This is a genomic window from Rubrobacter marinus (genome assembly GCF_011492965.1).
GTDB lineage: Bacteria > Actinomycetota > Rubrobacteria > Rubrobacterales > Rubrobacteraceae > Rubrobacter_F > Rubrobacter_F marinus.
On the sequence record NZ_CP045121.1, the window covers coordinates 4,106,024 to 4,126,682 of the forward strand.

17 protein-coding genes are annotated in these 20,659 nt (G+C 69.0%); 6 read left to right on the plus strand and 11 right to left on the minus strand.

The window, feature by feature from the left end:
• Positions 1-3: 3 nt before the first annotated feature.
• The 3 genes from GBA65_RS21045 to GBA65_RS21055 are packed head-to-tail and all read left to right on the plus strand — an operon-like array spanning position 4 to position 3,304.
• Positions 4-813: a 2,3,4,5-tetrahydropyridine-2,6-dicarboxylate N-succinyltransferase gene (locus tag GBA65_RS21045; protein ID WP_166398200.1), complete on the plus strand. Its 810-nt coding sequence runs from the start codon at positions 4-6 to the stop codon at positions 811-813.
• Entirely contained in the window at positions 810-1,910 is a 1,101-nt protein-coding gene (gene dapE, locus GBA65_RS21050) for a succinyl-diaminopimelate desuccinylase (RefSeq protein ID WP_166398201.1), read from the plus strand. The genes GBA65_RS21045 and dapE overlap by 4 nt, the downstream gene beginning before the upstream one ends.
• Before the next feature lie 47 nt (positions 1,911-1,957).
• Positions 1,958-3,304: an ABC transporter substrate-binding protein gene (locus GBA65_RS21055; protein ID WP_166398647.1), complete on the plus strand. Its 1,347-nt coding sequence runs from the start codon at positions 1,958-1,960 to the stop codon at positions 3,302-3,304.
• A gap of 111 nt (positions 3,305-3,415) precedes the next feature.
• Here GBA65_RS21055 and GBA65_RS24805 read toward each other — a convergent pair whose 3' ends face one another.
• Positions 3,416-4,432, minus strand: a complete 1,017-nt coding sequence (locus tag GBA65_RS24805) for a hypothetical protein (RefSeq protein WP_228281542.1) — start codon at positions 4,430-4,432, stop codon at positions 3,416-3,418.
• 438 nt (positions 4,433-4,870) lie between these two features.
• Here GBA65_RS24805 and GBA65_RS21070 point away from each other — a divergent pair, with 438 nt between their 5' ends.
• Positions 4,871-5,452, plus strand: a complete 582-nt coding sequence (locus GBA65_RS21070) for a LuxR family transcriptional regulator (protein ID WP_207956008.1) — start codon at positions 4,871-4,873, stop codon at positions 5,450-5,452.
• 10 nt (positions 5,453-5,462) lie between these two features.
• Here GBA65_RS21070 and GBA65_RS21075 read toward each other — a convergent pair whose 3' ends face one another.
• The 5 genes from GBA65_RS21075 to GBA65_RS21095 form a co-directional block, all read right to left on the minus strand.
• Positions 5,463-6,848 carry a putative bifunctional diguanylate cyclase/phosphodiesterase gene (locus GBA65_RS21075; protein ID WP_166398204.1) on the minus strand — a complete coding sequence of 462 codons (1,386 nt, stop codon included), beginning with the start codon at positions 6,846-6,848 and terminating at the stop codon, positions 5,463-5,465.
• Positions 6,845-7,642 carry a PAS domain-containing protein gene (locus GBA65_RS21080; protein ID WP_166398205.1) on the minus strand — a complete coding sequence of 266 codons (798 nt, stop codon included), beginning with the start codon at positions 7,640-7,642 and terminating at the stop codon, positions 6,845-6,847. The genes GBA65_RS21075 and GBA65_RS21080 overlap by 4 nt, the downstream gene beginning before the upstream one ends.
• A 208-nt stretch (positions 7,643-7,850) precedes the next feature.
• On the minus strand, positions 7,851-10,253 hold the full coding sequence (locus tag GBA65_RS21085; RefSeq protein WP_166398206.1) for a DUF2334 domain-containing protein: 2,403 nt from the start codon (positions 10,251-10,253) through the stop codon (positions 7,851-7,853).
• The gene (wecB, locus tag GBA65_RS21090; protein WP_166398207.1) at positions 10,250-11,452 is read right to left on the minus strand and encodes a non-hydrolyzing UDP-N-acetylglucosamine 2-epimerase; all 1,203 of its coding nucleotides are present in this window, start codon (positions 11,450-11,452) and stop codon (positions 10,250-10,252) included. The genes GBA65_RS21085 and wecB overlap by 4 nt, the downstream gene beginning before the upstream one ends.
• A gap of 5 nt (positions 11,453-11,457) precedes the next feature.
• Positions 11,458-12,726 (minus strand): glycosyltransferase, encoded by a 1,269-nt coding sequence (locus tag GBA65_RS21095; RefSeq protein ID WP_166398208.1) that lies wholly within the window; start codon positions 12,724-12,726, stop codon positions 11,458-11,460.
• A 625-nt stretch (positions 12,727-13,351) separates the two neighbouring features.
• On the opposite strand from GBA65_RS21095, the gene GBA65_RS21100 reads away from it, so the two are divergent.
• Together GBA65_RS21100 and GBA65_RS21105 are read left to right on the plus strand one after the other, a co-directional pair.
• A complete protein-coding gene (locus GBA65_RS21100) occupies positions 13,352-13,909 on the plus strand; it encodes a LuxR C-terminal-related transcriptional regulator (protein ID WP_166398209.1) in 558 nt (185 codons plus the stop codon).
• Positions 13,910-14,010: 101 nt separating this feature from the next.
• Positions 14,011-15,054, plus strand: a complete 1,044-nt coding sequence (locus tag GBA65_RS21105) for an NAD-dependent epimerase/dehydratase family protein (RefSeq protein ID WP_166398210.1) — start codon at positions 14,011-14,013, stop codon at positions 15,052-15,054.
• Between the two features lie 283 nt (positions 15,055-15,337).
• Here GBA65_RS21105 and GBA65_RS21110 read toward each other — a convergent pair whose 3' ends face one another.
• The 5 genes from GBA65_RS21110 to zwf all read right to left on the minus strand — a co-directional run bounded on the left by GBA65_RS21110 (position 15,338) and on the right by zwf (position 20,659).
• Positions 15,338-16,606, minus strand: coding sequence for a zinc metalloprotease (locus tag GBA65_RS21110; protein ID WP_166398211.1), 1,269 nt, complete (start codon positions 16,604-16,606; stop codon positions 15,338-15,340).
• 211 nt (positions 16,607-16,817) lie between these two features.
• Entirely contained in the window at positions 16,818-17,075 is a 258-nt protein-coding gene (locus GBA65_RS21115) for a hypothetical protein (RefSeq protein ID WP_166398212.1), read from the minus strand.
• Positions 17,076-17,322: 247 nt separating this feature from the next.
• Positions 17,323-18,045, minus strand: coding sequence for a 6-phosphogluconolactonase (gene pgl / locus GBA65_RS21120; protein WP_166398213.1), 723 nt, complete (start codon positions 18,043-18,045; stop codon positions 17,323-17,325).
• Positions 18,042-19,127, minus strand: a complete 1,086-nt coding sequence (locus tag GBA65_RS21125) for a glucose-6-phosphate dehydrogenase assembly protein OpcA (protein ID WP_166398214.1) — start codon at positions 19,125-19,127, stop codon at positions 18,042-18,044. Before GBA65_RS21125 ends, pgl begins: the two co-directional genes overlap by 4 nt.
• Positions 19,124-20,659 carry a glucose-6-phosphate dehydrogenase gene (gene zwf / locus GBA65_RS21130; protein WP_228281544.1) on the minus strand — a complete coding sequence of 512 codons (1,536 nt, stop codon included), beginning with the start codon at positions 20,657-20,659 and terminating at the stop codon, positions 19,124-19,126. The genes GBA65_RS21125 and zwf overlap by 4 nt, the downstream gene beginning before the upstream one ends.

Here is a 20,659-nt window from a genome sequence, read left to right on the forward strand (position 1 = left end):
GGCATGAAGGATCTCATAGAGAAGGCGTTCGAGAACCGTGGGCTGCTCGACGGCGAGGAGTACGAGCGAGCGGTCCTCGACACCATCGCCGCGCTCGACTCGGGGGAGCTCCGGGTGGCGGAGAAGGGCGAGGACGGCGAGTGGCGCTCCAACGCGTGGGTGATGAAGGCGATCTCGCTCTACTTCACCGTCGCGAAGATGGAGACGATCGAGGCCGGCCCGTTCGAGTACCACGACAAGATCCCGACGAAGAAGAACCTCGCCGCGGCGGGCGTGCGCGTGGTCCCGCCCGGGACCGTCCGCTACGGGGCCTTTGTCGAGCCGGGCGTCGTGGTCATGCCGGGGTACGTGAACATCGGGGCGCGCGTCGGCAGCGGGACGATGGTCGACACCTGGGCCACGGTCGGCTCGGGGGCCCAGATCGGGCGGAACGTCCACCTCGCCGGCGGTGTGGGGATCGGCGGCGTCCTGGAGCCGCCGGGGGCGATGCCGGTCGTAATCGAGGACGGGGCGTTCGTCGGCTCGCGCGCCATCGTCGTCGAGGGGGTACGGGTCGAGGAGGAGGCGGTCCTCGGGGCGAACGTGGTCCTCACGGCCTCGACCCAGATCGTCGACGTCACCGGCGACGAGGAGGTCGTCTACAGGGGCCGCGTCCCCGCCCGCTCCGTCGTCGTCGCCGGCACCCGCACGAAGGAGTTCCCGGCCGGCTCCTACAATCTCCAGACCGCCCTGATCATCGGTCAGCGCAAGGCGTCTACGGACCAGAAGACCTCGCTGAACGAGGCGCTCAGGCAGTTCGGGGTGAGCGTGTGAGGGAGGGTTCCATCGAGGAGAGGATGCTCGAAGCCCTCCTGTTCTTCCTTGAGCGCCCCAGCGTGATCGGGAACGAGAAGACGCTCTGCGACGACCTGGAGGCGCGCGTCGGGGGGCTGCCCGGCTGGCGGGCCGAGAGGGTCGAGAACAACTTGATCCTGAGCCGCACGAGCCCGGACGTCTCGCGCGAACGGCTGGTCTTCGCCGGGCACCTGGACACGGTGCCGGAGCCCGAGGGGGGCATCGAGGTGCGCGAGGAAGGGGAACTCGTCTACGGCCGGGGGGCTTCGGACATGAAGGCCGGTGACGCGGTGATGCTCGCGCTGCTCGAGGGTTTCGACTGGGGCGCCTCCTGGGCGGAGCCGGTCTTCGTGTTCTACGAGCACGAGGAGGGTCCTTACGCCGAGAACGGCCTCGAGGCCGTCTTCGAGGAATGCCCGTGGGTGACGGACGCGGAGCTCGCCATCATTCTGGAGCCCACGGAGAACGCCCTGGAGGCCGGCTGCATCGGCACGGCCCAGATCGAGGTGACCTTCCACGGGACGCCCTCGCACTCGGCGCGGCCGTGGCAGGGGGAGAACGCGCTCACGGCGGCCGGCGCGTTTCTCGCGGCGCTCCACGAGCGCCCGGCCGAAGAGGTCGTGGTCGACGGGCTTGCGTTCTACGAGGTGGTCGTCCCGACGATGGCGCGGGGCGGGAGCGCCAAGAACGTCGTCCCCGACGAGCTCTGGATCAACGTCAACCACCGCTTCGCCCCCGGGCGGGGTAGGGACCACGTGGAGGCCGTCTTCGAGGGGCTCCTGAGGGGCTCGAACGCCTCGTTCGAGGTCGTGGACTTCGCGCCGAGCGGCTCGGCGGAGCTGGGGCACCCCCTGCTGCAAGCCTTTATCGCGGGGGGCGGCGACTTGCCCGCCCTGGAGGTGCGGCCGAAGCAGGCCTGGACGGACGTCGCCCGTTTCGGCCGGGAGGGGGTGGCCGCCGCCAACTTCGGCCCCGGCAGCCCATCCCAGGCGCACCAGAGGGCCGAGCACGTAAAGCTGCCGCTGCTGGCGGAATGCTTCGAGCGCCTGAGAGCTTACCTGACGTATACTCCCTGACGGGGAAGATGCACGACAGGAGCAGAGGGGGACGAATCGTGTGCGCGATGCACTCCGGTCGGGGTAACGGGCGTCTTGGGCCACACGCAGGAAAGAAGATAGGCCGTCGTGAGTTCATCAAGCTCGGCGGCGCGGGCCTCGCGGGCGCGGCCCTCCTCGGGGTCGCGGGCTGCGGCGGGGGCGGTGGCGGCGCGGGGGGAGACGAGATCGTCTTCTCGTTCTTCCCGGACCCGACCGGCAGCGTCCAGGGGCTCATAGACCGGTTCAACGAGGAGAACGAGGGCGGCATCCGGGTAAGCTGGCGGGAGATGCCCGCCGACTCCGGGCAGCACTTCGACCAGCTCAACACCGAGTTCCAGTCCGGGGAGACGAGCATAGACGTGATCGGGGGGGACGTGATCTGGCCGGCCCAGTTTGCGGCCAACGGCTACATCGCCGACCTCTCCGACCGCTTCCCCGAGTCGGAGCGCGCGGCCTTCCTCCCCGCCACCATCGAGGCGAACACCTACAAGGGCAAGGTCTTCGGCGTCCCCTGGTACACGGATGCAGGCATGCTGTACTACCGCCAGGACCTCCTCGAAGCGAGCGGCTTCTCGGAGCCCCCGAGGACGTGGGACGAGCTCAAGGAGATGTCCGAGCGGGTCAGGCAGGACTCCGGGACGAGGTACGGCTACGTCTTCCAGGGGGCGGACTACGAGGGCGGGGTCGTGAACGCGCTGGAGTACATATGGACCTCCGGCGGGGACGTCCTCGACGGAGAGACGGTCATAATAGACAGCCCCGAGGCGCGCAGGGGGCTTCAGATAGAGCGGAGCATGCTCGCCGACGGCGTCGCCCCGCAGGGGGTCTCGCAGTACAAGGAGCAGGAGTCGGCGACGATCTTTCTGAGCGGCGACGCGGTCTTTATGAGGAACGTACCCCGGATGTACGCCCTCGCCTCCGACCCGGCGGAGTCGAACATAGACCCGGGTCAGATCGGCATCGCGGCGCTTCCCGTGGCCGCAGAGGGCCTCCAGAGCTACAGCTCGCTGGGCGGCTGGAACTTCTTCCTCAACGCCAACTCAGAGAAGGCCGACGCCGCCTACGAGTTCATAACATTCATGAGCGCCCCCGAGCAGCAGAAGACCCGCTCGATAGAAGGCTCGGTGCTCCCGACGCGCGAGGAGCTCTACGAGGACGGGGAGGTCCTGGAGGGGGTCCGGGTGGCCGAGCTCGGCCGGGAGGCGATCCAGAACACCCGGCCGCGCCCGATCTCGCCCTACTACTCGGACATGTCCCTGAAGATGGGCACGCAGTTTGTCCGGTCGCTGAAGGGCGAGGTGGCGCCGGAGGAGGCGCTCGGTGCCTTGCAGGGCGAGCTGGAGGAGATCGTCCGCCAGGGCCAGCAACAGTAGCGCCGGCCTACCCACAAGGGCCGATCGTCCTCGGTCTCCGCCACGGGCACGCGAGAAGGCCCCTCCTCGCGGAGGGGCCTTCGGAGGTCGATCGGACCACGGGGCAGCCGCCTAGGAGTAGATCCTCCTGGAGAGCAACCCGAGGGCGCCGGAGACAACCAGGAACAGACCGGTGATGGGCGCCAGGAGCGCGGGGCCTCCGGTGCTCGGGAGCACCGTGACGGGAGCTTCGCCGTCGGAAGGCGTAGCTCCGCCACCGGAAGGAGCAGCAGCAGCGCCGGCAGGCGCACCGGCCGACTGCGCCGCCGCGGGCGCCGCCGCAGCCGGGGTCTGAGCCGCGGCCTCCGTGAGGGCGGCCTCGCCCAGGCTCACGACCGCTGGCGTGCTGATCGCGGCGGCCGGCGTGCCGAACACGACGTCGGGATCATCCTCGAACACGACGTCGGGATCGTCGTCGAACACTACACCCGGCGGACGGTCGACGATGTCCGGCGGGTTGTTCGGGTCGTTGGGATCCACCGGGTTGTTCGGGTCGACGGGATTGTTGGGGTTGTTCGGATCCACGGGGTCTACCGGATCGACGGGATCCACCGGGTCGACGGGATCCACCGGATCGACGGGGTCTACCGGGTCCACCGGGTCGACGGGTGCCTGGTTGCAGGCCGCGACGTTGGGGTTGGGGCAGAAGTGATCCCGGTGCTCGTTGAAGTCTCCTATGCCGTCTTCGGTGGGCGCGGGCTGTCCGTTGACGCACTCCACGTCGCGGTAGGAGCCGCTGTTGTCCCCGTCGCAGGGGAGCTGAACGTTGTTTCCGCCGCCGGAGCCGCCGTTGTCGGCTCCGCCACCGCCTGAGCCGCCCGAACCGCCGCTACCGGAGCCGGATCCACCGCTGCTCAAGCTGCCTGCGGGGCCGCTATCGTCTCCGCCGCTCCCGCCGGAGCCGGAACCGCTGTTGTCCATCGCGCTTCCGTCCGAGCCGCTACCGCCGGGGCCGCTCTGGGCCTGGGCCGTTCCTCCCCAGATCAGGAAGCTCATCATCGCCGCGAGCGCCAGCGCCAGCGCGAGGGCGTGCGCCTGCCTCGGTCCTACGCCACTCATGCCGAAACCTCGCTCGGTGCTTCTCGACATGCTGCGTACCTCCTTACGAATGGACATCTCGACGTAACGCTCCTCGTAGCCTTTGCAAGCTTCTCGCTCCTCGTTCGCTCAGGCCGCACCTCCATCGCTTGTATCTTTCGTCATATTGTTAGCATTCGTGCGATAAGGCCGGAAGACGCCGAAGCGCTGCGTGGCGCGTTTGGGTACTTTTTTGTTACGGAAGTTCTAATACCGGGGGAGGCGTGATCGGGGCGACGGCTAGGGCTTGGTGTAAAAGATAGTACATTTGAGTGATGTGGCGGGGCGGCTAGCACCACAGTATTAGGAGGACGGTGGGAACCGGTGGTGCACTGCGCGTTGCGACGGGCTGGCGCGCGGAGCAGGGAGTAAGCGAGGGAGAGGAAGATGAGGTTAGAGACAGGAGCCGCCGCTACGCGGGCTCGTGGGGTATGCGAGGGCACGGGACCGGTGTGGGTCTGCGATCCCGCCGAGACCGTGATGGGGGTGGGTCTGGCGCGCAACCTCTCGGAGGAGGTTCCGGTCTACTTCGGGTGGGGCGGTCCCCCGCCCGAGCCCCGTCCCACGTCGGTGGTCTTGTGCTGCGCGGACGCGGAGCAGCTCCCGGAGAGCATCGGGCACGTGCGTCTGCACGAGCGGGAGGCCGGCATCCTCGTCTTCAACCCGTACATGGACCTGCCGCTGGCCTGGAACGCCCTACGGCTCGGGGCCCGCGGCTACCTGCACGCCGGCATGCAGCCCGACCAGATCCTCCGCGCCATCCTCGCGGCCGAAGGGGGCGAGGTCGTGGCCCCGAGGAAGTTGCTCGAGTACGTGGTCGAGAACGCCGTGCACCACTGTCCCGACACCCTCTCCGCCCGCCGGCGCGAGATCCTGGGCCTCGTCGCCGATGGGCTGACCAACGCCCAGATCGCCCACAAGCTGTTCCTCTCGGAGTCCACCGTCAAGCAGCACCTCTACGCCGCCTACAGGCTCCTCGGCGTCCGGAACAGGACCGAGGCCGCGGGGCTCGTCCGCAACGGCGGCATGTAAGGGCTCGGCCCTACTGCCTCACGGCATCCGACTTGCCGAGCTCGACGTCGAGGAGCGTCGTCGCCACGTCGGCCGGGAGCGGCTTTGAGAAGTAGGTACCCTGGGCGAGGTCGCAGCCGAGGTTTTTGAGGTGGGCGAACTGCTCGGCCGTCTCGACGCCGCAGGCGATGGTCGTGCGTCCCAGGGCGCGACCCAGGGCTACGACCGCCGCCACGATCGCCCTGTCCTGCGGGTTCTCGTCGATGCCGGAGATCAGGGCGCGGTCGATCTTCAAGGTGTCGGCCGGGAAGCGCCTGAGCTGCGAGAGCGAGGAGCTGCCCACCCCGAAGTTGTCCACGGCGACGTGCACCCCGAGCTCCCTGAGGGCGAGCAGCCTGCCCGAGATCTCCTCGTCCTCCGTCACGATCCCCTCGGCGACGTCGAACCACAGGTTGCCCGGCCGCAGACCGGTCTCACGCAGGATCTCCGCGACGGTCGCGGTGATCTGCCCGTTGGCGAGCTGCCTGCGAGAGACGTTCACGCTTATCTTCGGGGCTACGCGCTCGGGGTAGCGCCCCTGCCACTCGGCGCCCTGGCGGCAGGCCTCGCGCAGCACCCCCTCCCCGAGGGGGATTATCAGGTTGGTCTCCTCGGCCACCGCGAGAAACTCCTTCGCCTCCAGGGTCCCCCGCTCCGGGTGCTCCCAGCGCGCGTAGGCCTCCATCAAGACGATCTTCTCCGTCTCGACGGAGACGTTCGGCTGGTAGTGGACCTGCAGCTCCTCGCGCGCGATGGCCCTCCGAAGGTTGTCCTCGGTCTCCAGCCGCGCGAAGGCCCCGGCGTCCATGCTCTCCTCGAAGACCCGGTAGCGTGCCCCGCCCTCGCTCGTCTTCGCCCCGCGCAGGGCGAGGTCCGCCGCGCGCAAGAGCTCGACGGAGGACTCGCCCCCCGTAGCGCCCACGGCCACGCCGATGCTCAACGACACGAACAGCTCGCGCCCGCCGACGGGGAACGGCGCCTCCAGAGCCTCGGTCACCCTCTCGGCCACGCGCACGGCGCCCTTGAGGTCCTGCACGTCCTCCAGCAGCACCGCGAACTCGTCCCCGCCCATGCGGGCGACCGTATCCTGGGGACGGACGCAGTCCTTGACCCTGGCCGCGACCTCCGCGAGCAGCGTGTCGCCGGCCTCGGGGCCCATCGAGTCGTTGACGACCTTGAAGTTGTCCAGGTCCATCAGGAGCACCGCGAGCGGCTCGACGTTGCGCGTGAGGCGGGCGAGGGCGTGCCCCAGGCGGTCCAGGAAGAGGGCGCGGTTGGGGAGGCCGGTCAGCCCGTCGTGGAAGGCCTGGTGGAAGATCTGCTCCTCCAGGGTCTTGCGCTCGCTGAGGTCGCGGGAGTTGACGACGATCCCGTTCACCCCGGGGGAGTCGAGCAGGTTGGTCGAGATCCCTCGAGGTGTCGCCAGGAGCCGTCCTTGTGCCTCAGACGGTACTCGAGGCGGCCGCTGACGGCGCCGGGGCTGTCGAACCCGCCCGAGAACGTCGCCCCGACGAAGCCGAGGTCCTCCGGGTGCACGTAGTCGAAGATGTCCTTGCCGAGCAGTTCGTCGGCCCCGTAGCCCAGGATGCGCTCGACCGCGGGGCTCTGGTAGCGGATGGTGCCGTCGCCGTCGAGGACGGTGATGATGTCCGGCGCGTTGCGCACCAGCGAGCGCAGGCGTTCCTCGCTCTTCTCCAGCTCGTCCTGGACCTCCCGGCGCTCGGTGATGTCCTCGAGGAGGAGGACCACCTCGAGCACCCGCCCGTCGTCGTCCTTCACCGGGTAGATCGAGGCCTCGAACCAGCGCTTCCTGCCCTCGCGTCCCACGGCCTCCGGGTCGTACAGGAGCGGCGGCGTCGTCACGGCTTCGCCGCCCATCCCCTCCTCCACGTAAGGGACGAGCCCCGACGCCCGGACGTGCTCGTCCCGGAACACGTTGGCGTCGGCCTCCTCGCCCCCCGGGAGCCCCCACAGCTCCGACCAGGCGGCGTTGCTCAAGAGCGGCCGTCCGTCCGGCGCGAAAACGTGGATGCCCATCGGGCTGCGCTCGATCGCCGTCCGAAAACGCGCCTCCGAGACGCGCTGGCCGCGCCTCGCCAGTAGTTTAAGACCGCGCTTCAAGGACTCGAACGGACCTAACCTCGCCGGCTTCCCTGTCTGCTTTATGCTCACGCCCCAAACCGCCCCGCTCGCTCTGTTGACAACAAAGGACCCGCGCCGTGACCGGCATCGATCGTGCTCGTCTCGACAACTCGAAACCCCCTCGCCGGCACGCCCCGGCGGGCCGGAATCACGTTCCTTGCCCACACTTATCGGCACTTCCGACGATTTGCTTTAACCCCGTCCGCGAGGTGGCCGCGCTCGCTCGCCGGGACATGTCTCAGGGCGCGGGCGGCAGCCCGGTCACGGTGGGATCGCGGTACAAGACGCGAGCATCCTCGGTGTACAGACCCACGCGTCCGCTTCGTATGGGGTAGGGATCGGTGAAGGTGATCTGCAGCTCGTCGTCCACGTAGACCCGGATGGTCGGGCCGCGGACCTCGATGCGGTAGTCGTACCAACGCCCCGGCTCCGCGCGTGGCCTGCCTTTGGTTGCGAGGAAGACCTGCCCGGTCCCCTTGGGCGGGACCAGCTTCCCGAGCTCCAGGCCGTTGGTCTTGTGGACGAGGTAGTAGCTGCGGTCCTCGGCCTTGTAGCGGAAGAACACCCAGCCCGTCTCCCAGGTGTTCGGCGGGGAGTTGCGGCGGAGTTGATCTTCGAACTTCATCCGCACCTCGAAGCTGTAGTCGCGCAGGGCCGGGTCCCCGGCGAGCGCGAGCGCCGCGTGGGTCTCGACGGGCCTGCGCGCAGCCTTAGGGGCGAGGACCGCAGCCCCGTTCTCGACGCCCACCTTCCCGTAGCCGTCGTACTTGACGGTCCAGTCCATGCCGCTCCACCCGGCGAGAGGGCCGTCCTCGGGGCTGGCGGAGACGGTGTTCTCTCGCCCGCCCGAGGCCCAGAAGCCGACCGCTACGGCGGCCGTCAGGGCCGCGAGCAGGATGGGAGGGCGGAGGGATCTCCCGCGGGCTCCGGCCTCGAGCGGGACCTCGACGAGGCTGCTTGCGGCGGATCCGGAGCGCCACTGTGCGGGCAGGCGCAGAAGGAAAGCCGCCATCATGACCGCGATGACCGCGGTGAGCCAGGGCAAGGCCCGCAGGGTCGGCCACCAGGCCGAGCGGCGTTCGAGGCTCAGGTTCAACGCCGACAGGTACAGGCCCACGTCGATCTTCAGCCAGGTCGTCGCGCGGGCGAGGGGTCCCGGCCGGTAGTCGTAGCGGACCTCGGTCTGCATGGCCCGCAGGTCGGCGAAGGCGTAGCCCTGCTCCTGCAAGCCCTCGACCAACGCTTCGAGCTCGGAGACCGGGATGTTCGCCGGATGGTAGAAGCCTACGGCCCAGCCGTCGCGCACCACGCGCAGGGCCTCGGCGCGGCGGAGCTGGGCTTCCACGGTGAACCCCTGCTCGGGGTTGATATAGCCCAGGTTCTCCGGGATCAGGGTCTGGCCGTAAGGGTCGGGACCCGCGGGATAGGGCAGCCAACCGAGGGGCGCGCGATTCTCGATGGCATGCGAGAAGTAGCGGGAGAAGACCTCGTAGGCGAGCGGAGATCCGGCGTAGTGCGGGGTCTCCCAGAACCGCGGCTCGAGGCCTTGATCCCTGAGGATGCGGATGCCGTCTTCCGTCTTGGCGGCGTACTTCTCCCAGGTCTCGCCCCTCAGGGGCGCGTTCCTGACCTCGTCCCAGTACTCGTAGTCCTCGCCGGAGCCGAAGGTGTGGTGGTACCCGTGCAGGATTATCGTCCCGCCGCGGTCCTGGGCGTAGCGCAGGGCGCGGACGAACTCGGGTTTCTTGCTCAACGCCACCACCGACCCGTCCTTGAAGCGCTGCGCGGGGATCACGCCGAGCGAGAACGGGATGCGCCGGGAGTGGAGGTAGTCCGTGGCCTCGATGATGCGCCGCGGGTCCACGTGCACGGAGACGTCCTCGAGCCGTATCAGCGCCTGCCGCGCCTCCTTGACGGGGGTGTCGAAGAACTCGTGCAGCACGTCGGCGAGCACGAGCGGCAGCCCGTCGAGCTCGGGCTCCGGGTGGTCGGTGCTCGTGGCCGGAAGCCCGTTGACGTAGAAGAGGTTGCCCCCCCTGACCACGTACGGGATGGGCGAGGGGGAGGAGCCCGCGTAAGACGCGAGCACCCGCGCGGAGGGCTCATCGATCACGACCCCGACGGGCTCGTAGCCATCGAGCACGGCCCCGTAACGCTCCCCGCGGTACTCGACCCAGCGTGGGGCGTCGCCGGCGCCGGGGGGCTTGAGGTGGAAGCCGTAGGCGGGGGACCTGGGGAGCCGGTCGAGACCGTACCCCAGCCAGAGCACCGGGCGGTCGGCGCGTGCGAGATCCTCTAGCAGAGGGGCGGGCAGCGGCGACGTGGGATCGTTGCCGACGACCGCCACCCGATCGTAGGAGCGGAGCTGCCCCTCCGAGTACTCCGCCGCGTCGACGACCGTGGTGCGCGGCGTGAAGTGGCGCAGCAGCATCTCCAGCTGCGGCCCGATCTGGTCGTCCGCCTGCGGCCACTCGGGCCACTCCTGGTTTACGATCAGGACGCTCGGGCCACCAGGGGCCGGACCCTCCTCGCCCCCTCGCTCGGGCGAGCCCTCGGCGCCTTCCGCTGCCCGGGGGTAGGGCAGGCCGGCGACGAGCAGCAGCAAGCCCACCAGCAGGACCCGAAGCCGACCGGCGCTCATGCGACCTCCTCCACGGGCCCGTCCGCCACGAGCGCGCCCGACGCGACGCGCGGCAGGAAGGACCCCGGTAGCTCTGCGGAGAGCCCGAAGCGGTGGCGCAGGGCGGCGACGATGCGGGCGGTTGCCCGGCCGTCGCCGTACGGGTTCGCGGCGCGTGCCATCGCCCCGTAGGCGTGCCCGTCGCGGAGCAGCGTCTCGGCCGCGCGAAGCACGTCCCGCTCGTCGGTGCCCACGAGGCGTGAGGTACCGGCCTCCACGGACTCGGAGCGCTCCGTCTTGTCGCGCAAGACCAGCACCGGCTTGCCCAGGGCGGGGGCCTCCTCCTGGAGACCGCCGGAGTCTGTCAGGACGAGGTGGCAGGAGTCGAGCAGGCGGACGAAGTCCCGGTAGCCCACGGGCTCTTCCAGGCGGATCCTGGCGTTCCCCCCCAAGATGCGACCGACGGGCTCGCGCACGTAGGGCGAGGCGTGGACGGGGAAGACCACCTCAGCCCCGGGGTTGCGCTCGACGAGCCGCAGGACCGCGGAGCACACGGCTTCCAGCGGCGCGCCGCGGTTCTCGCGACGGTGCATCGTCAGCAGGACGCGGCGGCGCCTGTGGCGGCGACGCTCGCGCGGGGGCTTCGAGACCGGGGGGCGCCGGTCCTTCTCGCGCACGTGGAGCAGGGCGTCGATGACGGTGTTGCCCGTCACCAGAACCCGCCGTTCCGGGACCCCCGCGTCCGCCAGGCAGCGGGCGGCGTGCGGCGTCGGGGCGAAGTGCAGGTCGGCCAGGACGCCGATAAGACGGCGGTTTCCTTCTTCGGGGAACGGCTCGTAGAGGTCGTCCGTGCGCAGCCCCGCCTCGACGTGCGCCACCGGGGTGAGGCGGTAGTAGGCGGCCAGCGCCCCCACCATGGCCGAGGTCGTGTCCCCCTGGACCACCACGAGGTCCGGGCGGAAGCGCCCTATCACCGCGTCCATCGCCGCGAGGGCGCGCGTGGTCAGGTCGGGGAGCGTCTGGCGGTGGGACATGAGGTCCATGTCGACGTCGGGCTCGAGGCCGAAGACCTCCAGGGCGCCGTCGAGCATCCCCCGGTGCTGGCCCGTGCTGCACAACACCGTCTCGAACTCGTCGCCGCGGGCGCGCAGGGCGAGTACGACCGGCGCCAGCTTGATCGCCTCGGGGCGGGTGCCTACTACGACAAGGATTCTGGGCATGGCGTCTACCTCGGAAGCTCGACGATGGGCGTCTGGGGGCACGGCTCGGCGGGGGGCAAGAGGCGGGGCGAGACGCGGCTGGTCTTGGCCCAGCCCCGGCGACCGAGCAGCACGTGCCAATAAACCACCACGCCGGCCGCGAACCACACGAAGGAGTAGAAGGTGAAGAGGTGCCCGTGCAGGAGCAGGCGCCACAGCGGCGGGCGGGCGCTCCGCCCCCAGGACACCATCACCAGCGGGGCCATCGGGAAGGCCAGCAGGTACCACGCGACTAGGTGCGGTGCGTCCCCTTTGTAAGAGCCGAACGAGAAGGAGAGCCACGAGACGATGCTGGCGAGGCCGATCGGCAGGAACGCCACGGGGAGCAGCAGGAAGATCAGGAGGTCCAACCGCGTGTGGAAGGGTTGGCGGCTGCCGAGCAGCGTGGGCAGGTACTGCCAGCAGGCCAGATGCCCCTGCAACCAGCGGCCGCGCTGGCGAACGAGCGAGCGCAGCTTCGGAACGGCTTCCTGCAAGACCGCGGCCGACGCACAGAACCTCAACCGCCGCCTCTTCGCCAGCAGCCGCAGGCTGAGGTCCAGGTCCTCGGTGAGCGAGGAAGGCCTCCAGGGGACGTCCTCGAGGGCGTAGAGGTCGGCGAGCCGCACGCACTGGCCGTTCCCGCCCAGCGTGGCGCTGCCGAGCAGGTCCTTGGCCCCGCAGATAATCCTGCCCCAGACCGCGAACTCCAGGTGCTGCCACAACGTCAACAGGTTATGATCGGCGTTGTACATCCGGACGGCGGACTGCACGCCCGCGACCTCGTCGTCGGCGAAGTACGGGGCGACCTTCTCCAGAAAGTCCGGCTCCACCCGCGCGTCGGAGTCGAAGACGACCACTACGACGTCCTCGGGGGCGCGCCCCCGAAGAAGGTCCATCCGCCGCACGGCGGCGCAGCCGGCGTTCAGGGCGTGGCCCTTGCCGCGCCTGGCCTGCTCCCGCGGCTGCCGTACGAGCCGGACCCTGGGGTCGGCGGTGAACGGGACGACGGCGTCGACCGTGCCGTCGTCGGAGGCATCGTCGATCACCAGGACCACGAAATCCCCGCGGAGGCCGAGCAGGCTGGAGAGCGTCCGCCCGATCACCCCCTCCTCGTTGAGCGCGGGCACCAGCAGGACGAAGAATGGTTCCGCGCAAGAGCCCCCTCGGCCTGCCGCCACCGACCGCGTCGAAAGCACGGCCATCGCGTACACGTACAACACGGTGAGCACTACCAACACGGTTACGGCCTGCATCTCGGTCCCCCGCCCCCGGTACTCCCGGTCCGGCTCGTGCTCCCCCGGCCGGCGCTCGATCCGACCGGTGGACGCACCGTCAAGGTCTCAACCATGATTTGCTCGCACCTCTCCCACTTCTGCCACCCACCGATCCCGATTCCTCTAACAACGTTATGCATGGATGAAGGTCCGTATCTACCTTCTCGACGCGACACTAACAGCAATAGGACCCGAACGGGCCCCGCGGCCCGAGAAAGAGCCCTAACGCTAGCCACGGGTGCTTCCGAGGGTGCTACGCATGCCCCCGAGGGGGCTTAGTCCGACACGACGCCCGCCGACGTGCGCCCGAGGATGCGCCCGGGTACTACCGAGAACGTCCTGGGCGATACGCCCCAAGGATACGGCCGCGGGGACCGAAACTCCCCGCCGCGACGTTCCGCCGGCGGCGGGCGTCGCGGGGTCGGATCGTCAAAAGTGTTGCTAGTTACGATATCTCCGGGTATGTTCGGGGTGAATAGGGTGGATAGAAAGGGTGCGCATGAACGGTCTGGGGCTCGCGAGGCTAGGTATGTATGAGGCCGTCGAGGACGAACAATAGAGATACGAGGCGGCATCCGCGGCTCGCGCTGACGCGCTTCCCCCGGTGTTGGCGGCGGGTCTGGCGAGGATACTATCGGGCAGGGCGAAGGTGTACATCGGGGAGGAAGCCCCCGAGCAGGAGTTCACCGCGCTGGTGGTCTACGCCGAGGATGCGCAACGCCTCGCCGAGGAGCTCGACCAGGCCCGCAAGAAGCTCGGCGCCGACGCCCCGGTACTGGTGATGAGCTTGGGCCTGGATCTGCCCCTCGCCTGGTCCGCGCTCAAGGCCGGGGCGCGCGGCTACATCCACGCCGCGATGCGCCCCGAGCAGATCGTGCGGGCCGTCGACGTCGCCGAGGAGGGGAAGATGGCGGCGCCGAGGAGCTTGCTCGAGCACCTCATCCTCGGCAATGGCGCCTCGCCCGCCGACTCGCTCTCCCCCCGCCAGCGCGAGATCCTCTCGTTCGTGTGCGAGGGCGCCGGCAACGCCCGCATAGCCCGGGAGCTTTACCTCTCGGAATCCACCGTGAAGCAGCACCTGCGCGCCGCCTACAAGACCCTCGGCGTCCGCAGCCGCGCGGAGGCGGCGCGGCTCCTCAAAGACTGCGGCTGCGGCGTCTGATCTTCGCCCAGACCGCGAGCAAGGCTTAACGAGCGTCGTGTTTTGCATGCTACAATTGCGCGCTTGCGACGGCTTGTTACGCTTAAGGAGATTCCTCTCATATGGACCGACAGAAAGTTCTCGTAACCGGCGGCGCCGGGTTTCTGGGGATCAACCTCATACGCCACCTCATGGCGCGGGGGTTCGCCTGCGCCTCGTTCGACGTCGAGGAGTTCGACTACCCGGAACGGGACCGGGTGGAGATCACGAAGGGCGACATCCGCGACAAGGCGGCCCTCGACCGGGCGATGGAGGGGGTGGACTTCGTCGTGCACACCGCGGCGGCCCTGCCGCTCTACTCCGCCGAGGACATCCACACCACGGACGTCGAGGGGACGAGGAACGTGCTGGACACGGCCCGGAGGCACGGGGTGAAGCGCGTCGCACACATCTCGTCGACCGCCGTCTACGGCATCCCCGACCACCACCCGCTCTACGAGGACGACAAGCTCGAGGGCGTGGGGCCTTACGGGCAGGCCAAGATCCAGGCCGAGATGGTCTGCCTGGAGTACCGCGCCCGCGGCATGGTCGTCCCGATCATCCGTCCGAAGTCGTTTATCGGGCCGGAGAGGCTCGGGGTCTTCGCGCTGCTCTACGACTGGGCGTACACCGGGCACAACTTCCCGATGATCGGGAGCGGCAACAACCGCTACCAGCTTCTCGACGTCGAGGACCTGTGCGACGCCATCCACCTCACCCTCACCCTCCCCGAGGACCGGGTCAACGACACCTTCAACATCGGGGCGGAGGAGTTCACGACGATGAAGGAGGACTACGGGGTCGTCCTCGACCACGCCGGCCACGGCAAGAAGGTCGTCGGCTTCCCGGCCGCTCCGGCGATCGTGGGCCTCAGGGTGCTCGACCGGCTCGGGGTCTCCCCGCTCTACAAGTGGGTCTACGAGACGGCCTCCAAGGACTCCTTCGTCTCCATCGAGAAGGCGAAGAAGCAGTTGGGGTACGCGCCGAAGTTCTCGAACAAGGACGCCCTCCTCAGAAACTTCCGCTGGTACCTGGAGAACCGGAAGCGCTTCGAGAACGCCTCCGGCGTCTCCCACCGGGTGCCGTGGAAGCAGGGCGCTATCGGCCTCTTGAAGCGCTTCTTCTAGGGGCGGCGACTCTACAAAAACACATAGCCGCACCTACAGAGAATTCTGTATTTTCGATAGACGCGCCGAAAAAGGTGCGCCAGGGGTGATCCGGGGCGCACCTTTTGCCGTAGAATTAACCGAAGACGGGTCGGACATAGCTGCGCGCTTTGTCGCTCTTCAGCTGCTTTCACGTCAATTTAAGCGCCCGACCCGTCTCCTCTCTCTTACGACCCACGCCTGGACGTATGAGTTACAGTCCCGTGGTCTCCTTCGCGTAGCCTCGCTACGACGGAACACGCGATCACTCGGCCCGAGCCCCGACCGCGGTCCCGTCGCGTAGCCTCCCCAATCGCCGAAGCAACACCACGGTCAGCGTACGGCCCAGGGCGTACAGCAGGTACACGATACCCAGCAACTGGAGCGAGAGGATAAGGGCTTGTAGACCGGAAGACGCCATGCCCACGAGGTCGCCGACGCCGAGCGCCAGCGAGAACTCCCCCGCCAGGAGCGTCAGAGAGTGCCAAGCGACGGCCACGGTGACGGGGAGGCGCGTGATCAGGAAGTACAGGAGCAGGGCGAGGACCGGGATGGTCGTCGCGACGTACAGGACGAAGACCGCCTTGACCCATGGCTTGAGCTCCGGCAGCCTGGCGCCCCTCCAGCGCTTCAGGGGTATCACGCTCCTCAAGAACGCGCCCATCTGGGAGAAGAAGTCCGGGATGCCCGTGAGGTCGGCCAGCGCCCAGTAGCCGTCGAAGCGGACGAAGGGGAGGCACTGGTACAGGATGCCCATGTCTATCATCAGGACCGCGAGGAGCAGAAACTCCCCGCCCGTGGCCCAGTAGAGGCACACGAGGCCGAGGGCGAAGATCAGGTGGAAGTAGAAGCCGCCGAGGTCGGTGCGAACCTTGGCCCAGCGCCCGAGCCGGTAGGCGTCCGTCGTATCCGTGTACAGCACGGGGTAGACCAGGTAGAGGCCCGCCCCCATCCCGCGCACCTTGCCGCCCCCGTATCTGAGCGCGGCCGCGTGCCCGAACTCGTGGACGACGCCGGAGACGAGCAGGATGCCGAGCACGACGAGGATAAGACCGGGGGCGTAGATCACCTCTCGCAACGCGCCCCCGACGCCGTGCGCGAGAAACGCCCACGCCTGCGCGAGCGCCGCGACCGCGAGGATCGGCACCAGGGCGAAAGGGTGAAAGAGGCCCTGGAGCGCCCCCATGATGGGATCTATGACTCCCGGCCCCAAAAGCTCCTTGCGCGCGTTGACCCCGAGCGGGGAGGCGCCCTTGCCGCCGGATCGCACGCCCTGCGCCTCGCCGTCCTCGGGAGCGAGAATCCCGAGCGGCACGAGCTTGCTCTGCGCGATCTGGCGCACGTTCTCGGCGGTGAAGGCCCAGTCCGTCGAACGCGTCAGCCGCTCGGCCATCTCCTCGTGCGTGCTCCCGCCGTCGACCTCTTCGGCGACGCGGTAGAGCAGCTCGGAGAGCTGGACGAAGCGGTCCCCACGCCTGGCGAGCCACTGACGATCCCGGAAGCCGGACTCCTCCATCTCGCCTATAAGCTCCACGCCGTCGGCGAGGACGGGATGCTCGGGGGCCGCGGAAGCGACCTCCTGAGGCCTCCGACGTTCCCGCGCAGTATTCGATTCTGATTCCGGTCGAGCCAAGATCGGTCCGACGCCCAGACGCCAAAGTGGCGGGCCGGGTGACCCCGGCCCGCCAACCCTCGCCGCTTACTCGAAGCTCAGCGAAGGGCTACGGAGAGCGTCGAGCCCCCGATTACTGGAAAGCCCGCGGCAGCTGCTGGACGGTCGCGTCGCAATCGACGGGCGCGTCCGCGTTCTGCTGCGCGAGGACGTTGGCGTCCACGCCACAGACGTTGGCCGCGACGCCGATCGGCACCTGCACCACGACCTCGTTGTTGTTGAGGACGTCGAAGACCTGGATGTTGACCAGAGCCATCATCTCGCGGTCGGGCAACTCGAAACCGGCCTGCTCCTCAATCTGGGCAGCGCTAAGCTGCTGCTTCTCCAACATAATTACCTCCAGGGAGGTAGCTTTCACGTCGAAATAAGACCTACCCCGGGTCGCCGGAGCCCTAAACATAACTTTCATAATCTTCATCTCTACTCGGGGCAGGTTCATGGTTTCGGACGCGATGCCGGCGGCGGGTGCGCTCCAAGCTCGGGCTCGCGCCCGGTGAAGCCAGCACCGAGGTACGGCTACATACGCGCGAGGAGGTCTAGCGGTAAGCTTTGGCGGTAAGAGACCAGGCCGGCTGGCATCAGCTCAGCAGGCCCGCCGCGGCCCTATCTACCATCCAGACGGGACCGCTCGCGGGGCGCACGAGCTTCGCCGGGTAGTCGCGCGGGTCCGCGTCTCCCTCCAGGATCTCCCTCAGGGCCTCTGCCTTGCCCTCGCCCGCGACGAGGAAGACGACGTTCTTTGCGGCGTTGATCGCGGGTGCGGTGAGCGTGAGGCGGGTGGTCCCGAGCTTCCGGACCGGGTTCTCGACGGCCCAGCGATCGTCCACGTCGAGGGCCGGGGTGCGGGGGAAGAGGCTCGCGGTGTGCCCGTCGTCGCCTATGCCGAGCATCACGAGGTCGAGGCGGGGCGGCCCGCCGAAGAAGGTCGTCAACTCCTCCTCGTAGAGCGAGGCGGCCTCGGGGGGCGGGAGCTCGCCCCGCATGCGGCGCACGGAGCCCACGGGCACGCGCGAGAGGAGCGCCTCGTGCGCCATGCGGTAGTTCGAGTCCTCGTGGTCCGGCCCGACCGCGCGCTCGTCGCCGAAGAAGACGTGCGCCTTGCTCCAGTCGAGGTCGGACGGGGAGGCGTAGCGCGAGGCGAGGATCTCGTAGGTCGCCTTCGGGGTCGAGCCGCCGGCGAGGGCGACGGCGAAGCGGCCGGACCCTCCAATGGCCTCGTTCGCCTCCCGCACGAAGAGCCGGGCTGCGGCCTCCGCGAGCCCCTCGATGTCCTCGTGGACTCGTACTTCGGGGTTCGTCACCGGCCCAGGATCTCCACGGCGCGCCTGAGGGCCGCCTCGTAGACCTCGTCCCGGCCGACGAGCCGGAGCTCCTCGCCGAGCAGGGCGCCGGTATCCGAGGGGCCGAGGTGGACCGTGCGCTCGCCGACCACCTCGTCGCCGCGCAGGACGGCCGAGCGGGCGTCCGTGGACTCCCTGCTGCGCGAGACCTCGAAGGTGTACTCGTCGTCGCAGAAGATCCGCACCCGGCGAAGCGCCGCGTCGGACTCGTTCGGGGTGAGCCGGACGGTGACGGGGCCCGACGGACCGGAGAAGACGAGCTCGCGCCCGCCGTTCTCCGCGCGGGACGCCGACTCCGGGCGCCAGCCGAGGCAGGAGGAGAGCCAGCCGGAGAAGAGCAGCGCGCGGCTCCTCGCATCCGGGGCGTACTGGACCTCGACCCGCCGGATCTTCCCCAGCTCGCAGGCCCTCTCGGGGGGGGCGAAGAGGTCCGCGACGAGGGAGCGCCACGTGGAGAGGGCGGCCCACTGCAAGTCCCCCACCGCCGGGGTCTCCTCGTAGCTTACGAGCTCGGCCACGGCCCTCAAGGAGCCCTCCGTGTCCTCGACGGCGCCGGTGTCGAGGACGATGCGGCCGGCCAGCGCCGCCATGCCGTCGCACCTCGGCGAGGCCGGGATGTCGCCGTTCGGGTACCAGAGGAAGACGGGCAGGTCGGGGATGAGGAGGGGCCCGGCGAGGCTCTCGAGGTGCTCCGCGGGCGGGCCCTCGACGTGGATCGTCACCACCTCGGCGCAGACGTTCGTGCCCGCGCCGCCCCGCGTGTTGCAGAAGACGGAGAGCCCGATCTCCAGGTTCGTCCGCCCCTCTTCGGGGTCGGCGATCATGACGAGCGCACGGGACGGGTAGCGCCCCGATAGCTCGTTTATGATGCGGGCCACGCCCTCCGCCGACTCCTCGTCCGTCACCACGATGAGGTTCAAGACGCTCGCCCGGGCCCCCAGGGTGCCGTCGTCGTTCGCCCTGAGGCGCGCGAGGCCCCGCTCTATCTCCGCGACGGACATGGCGCCCCCGCCTTCCGGTATCGCCCGGGACTCCCCGATCACGGCCGCCTCCAGCCCCGGCCGTCGCGCTCCGGGAGCTCGTCGGCCTCCTCGGGTCCCCAGGTCCCGGCCGGGTAGAACGGTATCTCCCCGCTCTCGGACCAGTGTTTCATCACGGGCTCCAGGATGCTCCACGCCCCTTCGGTCTCGTCAGCGCGGATAAACAGCGTCGGGTCGCCGAGCATCAGGTCGAGGAGGAGGCGCTGGTACGCGTCCGGCGCCTCTTCCAGAAAGGCCGAGCCGTAGAGGAGGTCCATGTTCACGGAGCGGACCTCGAAGCCGGAGCCCGGCACCTTCGCCCCGATCTTCAGCGAGACGCCCTCGTCGGGCTGCACCCTTATGACCAGCACGTTCGGCTCCAGCCCCTCGGTGCCGTTCCGCGAGAACGGGGTGTGAGGGGCGGCGTGGAACTGCACGGCGATCTCCGTCGCCTTCTTCGGCATCCTCTTGCCGGCGCGAACGTAGAACGGCACCCCGGCCCACCGCCAGTTGTCTACGAAGAGCCTGAGCGCCACGAACGTCTCGGTGGTGGAAGAAGGATCGACGTCCTCCTCCTCGCGGTACCCGGGCACCTCCTCCCCCCAGACCCAGCCGCGCTCGTACTGGCCGCGCACGGCGGACCTCTCGACCTCCCCGTCGTCCATGCGGCGGACCGCCCTCAGGACCTTCACCTTCTCCTCGCGCACCGATTCGGCGTCGAAGGCGACGGGCGGCTCCATAGCGGTGAGGCAGAGGACCTGCATGAGGTGGTTCTGAACGATGTCCCTGAGCGCCCCGGCCTCCTCGTAGAAGGCGCCGCGGGTGCCGACGCCTATGTCCTCGGCGACGGTGATCTGGACGTGGTCCACGTAGTGCTGGTTCCAGATGGGCTCAAAGATGCCGTTCGCGAACCTGAGGGCCAGGATGTTCTGGACCGTCTCCTTGCCGAGGTAGTGGTCGATGCGGTAGATCTGGCGCTCCTCGAAGTAGCGCTGTATCCCCGCGTTGAGCTCCCTGGCGCTCATCAGGTCCCGCCCGAAGGGTTTCTCGATCACGATCCGGGCGTACCCGCCCCCCTCGCCCTGGTTCATCCCCGCCTCCCCGAGCCGCTCCACGATCGTCGGGAAGAGCGAGGGCGAGGACGAGAGGTAGAACATCCGGTTCCCCTGCGTCCCCCGCTCCTCGTCGAGCTCCCCGAGAAAGCCCCTGAGCTCCTCGTAGGTCTCGGGCTTTCTGGAGTCGCCGGCGAGGTAGAAGATGCCCTTCGAGAAGGATTCCCACACGTCGTCGCTCACCCCGCCGTCGCGCTGTTCTTCGAGCGCGTCGCGCAGGCGGTCCCGGAACTCCTCGTGGCTCATGGGGCTCCTGGAGAGGCCGACGACGGCGAACTCCATCGGGAGCCTGCGCTGCGCGGCGAGGTCGTAGAGGGCGGGGATGAGCTTGCGCCGCGTCAGGTCGCCCGAGGCCCCGAAGATGACCATCGCGCCGGGCTCCGGCGCCTTCGGTAGGCGCCTGTCGTCGCGCAGTGCTTCCGGTGTGATCTGGGTCTGGGCCAC

Excerpts from the sequence above, each read along its gene's own strand:
- GBA65_RS21045 (WP_166398200.1), top strand. The coding sequence starts at position 4 with ATGAAGGATCTCATAGAGAAGGCGTTCGAGAACCGTGGGCTGCTCGAC.
- GBA65_RS21055 (WP_166398647.1), top strand. The coding sequence starts at position 1,958 with ATGCACTCCGGTCGGGGTAACGGGCGTCTTGGGCCACACGCAGGAAAG.
- GBA65_RS24805 (WP_228281542.1), bottom strand. The coding sequence starts at position 4,432 with ATGTCGAGAAGCACCGAGCGAGGTTTCGGCATGAGTGGCGTAGGACCG.
- GBA65_RS21085 (WP_166398206.1), bottom strand. The coding sequence starts at position 10,253 with ATGAGCGCCGGTCGGCTTCGGGTCCTGCTGGTGGGCTTGCTGCTGCTC.
- wecB (WP_166398207.1), bottom strand. The coding sequence starts at position 11,452 with ATGCCCAGAATCCTTGTCGTAGTAGGCACCCGCCCCGAGGCGATCAAG.
- GBA65_RS21095 (WP_166398208.1), bottom strand. The coding sequence starts at position 12,726 with ATGCAGGCCGTAACCGTGTTGGTAGTGCTCACCGTGTTGTACGTGTAC.
- GBA65_RS21105 (WP_166398210.1), top strand. The coding sequence starts at position 14,011 with ATGGACCGACAGAAAGTTCTCGTAACCGGCGGCGCCGGGTTTCTGGGG.
- GBA65_RS21115 (WP_166398212.1), bottom strand. The coding sequence starts at position 17,075 with ATGTTGGAGAAGCAGCAGCTTAGCGCTGCCCAGATTGAGGAGCAGGCC.